This is a genomic window from Pseudomonas sp. (assembly GCF_049300855.1).
Taxonomy (GTDB): domain Bacteria; phylum Pseudomonadota; class Gammaproteobacteria; order Pseudomonadales; family Pseudomonadaceae; genus Aquipseudomonas.
This window is the reverse complement of the sequence record NZ_JBAQKH010000018.1, coordinates 1-1,633: the sequence shown is the minus strand read 5'-3', so window position 1 is coordinate 1,633 and position 1,633 is coordinate 1. Positions and strand designations below refer to the sequence as shown.

The 1,633-nt window shown below is 63.7% G+C and carries 2 protein-coding genes; both read right to left on the bottom strand.

From position 1 onward, the window contains the following. On the bottom strand, nt 1-306 hold a 306-nt coding region (locus WA225_RS07480), incomplete at its 3' end, for a GTP-binding protein (RefSeq protein ID WP_422607450.1). Nucleotides 307-348: 42 nt separating this feature from the next. Then, the coding region (gene fusA / locus WA225_RS07475) for an elongation factor G (protein WP_422607449.1) at nt 349-1,633 on the bottom strand (1,285 nt) is incomplete at its 5' end.

Below are 1,633 nucleotides of genomic sequence, written 5' to 3'. Positions count from 1 at the left end.
GTCCATCTGAGCGGCGCCGGTGATCATGTTCTTGATGTAGTCAGCGTGACCGGGGCAGTCGACGTGCGCGTAGTGCCGCGTGGCGGTCTCGTACTCGACGTGCGCGGTGGCGATGGTGATGCCGCGCGCCTTCTCTTCGGGAGCGTTGTCGATCTTGTCGAACGCGACAAAGGCGTTATCGCCACCGACGTTCTCGGAGAGGACCTTGGTGATCGCAGCGGTGAGCGTCGTTTTGCCGTGGTCGATGTGACCGATGGTTCCGACATTCACATGCGGCTTGGTGCTCTGGTATTTCTTCTTGCCCATTTTGTGCCTCTACTGAACTCCTGCTCTCTCCGGTGGTCTCAATTACACTCTGGCTTTGGCGACGAGCTCTTCGGCGAGGCTCGCTGGAAGCTGCTGATAGTGATCGAATTCCATGCTGTAGTTGGCTCTGCCCTGGGTCATGCTGCGCAGGTCGGTTGAATAACCGAACATCGCCGACAGGGGCACCTCGGCGTGCACGATGTGCGAGGTGGCGCGGCCTTCCATGCCGAGGATCTGGCCGCGGCGTCCCGAGAGATCGCCCATCACGTCGCCCATGAACTCCTCTGGCATGAACACGTCCACACGCATGATCGGTTCGAGCAGCACGGGTTTCGCCTTGCGAACGCCGTCTTTGAAACCCATCGAGCCGGCGATGGAGAAGGCCTGTTCCGACGAGTCGACGTCGTGGTACGAGCCATCGACGAGGGTCACCTTGACGTCGACGACCGGGTAGCCTGCGAGCACGCCGTTGCTGAGCGAGTCGGCAATCCCGCGGCCCGTCGGCGCGATGTACTCCCGAGGGATCGAGCCGCCGGTGATCTTGCTGACGAACTCGAATCCCTTGCCCGGATTGGGCTCGATCTCGAGCTCGACATGGCCGTACTGGCCGTGGCCACCGGACTGGCGGACGAAACGACCCGTGCCGTGGGCCTTCGCGGTGACCGTCTCGCGGTACGACACCTGGGGTTTGCCGACGGTGGCGTCGACCTTGAATTCGCGAAGCATGCGGTCGACGATGATCTCGAGGTGCAGCTCACCCATCCCTGAGATGACCGTCTGTCCGGTCTCCTCATCGGTGCGAACCCGGAAGGTGGGGTCTTCCTCGGCGAGCTTCTGGAGAGCGATCCCCATCTTGTCCTGCTCGGCCTTGGTCTTCGGTTCCACCGCGACCGAGATCACCGGCTCCGGGAAGGTGATCTGCTCGAGGACGATCGGATACTTCTCGTCGCAGAGCGTGTCACCCGTGGTGGTCTTGCGCAGTCCTATCGCCGCCGCGATGTCGCCGGCGCGGACCTCCTCGATCTCCTCGCGATGGTTCGCGTGCATCTGGAGCAGGCGCCCGACTCGCTCGCGCTCGCCCTTGGTTGCGTTGTACACGTAGGAGCCGCTGCGCAGCACGCCGCTGTAGACGCGGAAGAAGGTCAGCTTGCCGACGAAGGGGTCGGTGGCGATCTTGAACGCGAGCGCCGCGAACGGCTCGGTGTCGCTCGCGTTGCGGATGACCGCCTTCTCGCCCTCGACGGCAGCGCCCTCCACCGACGGGCGGTCGAGTGGGGACGGCAGGAAGTCGACGACCGCGTCGAGCATGGGCTGGACGCCCTTGTTC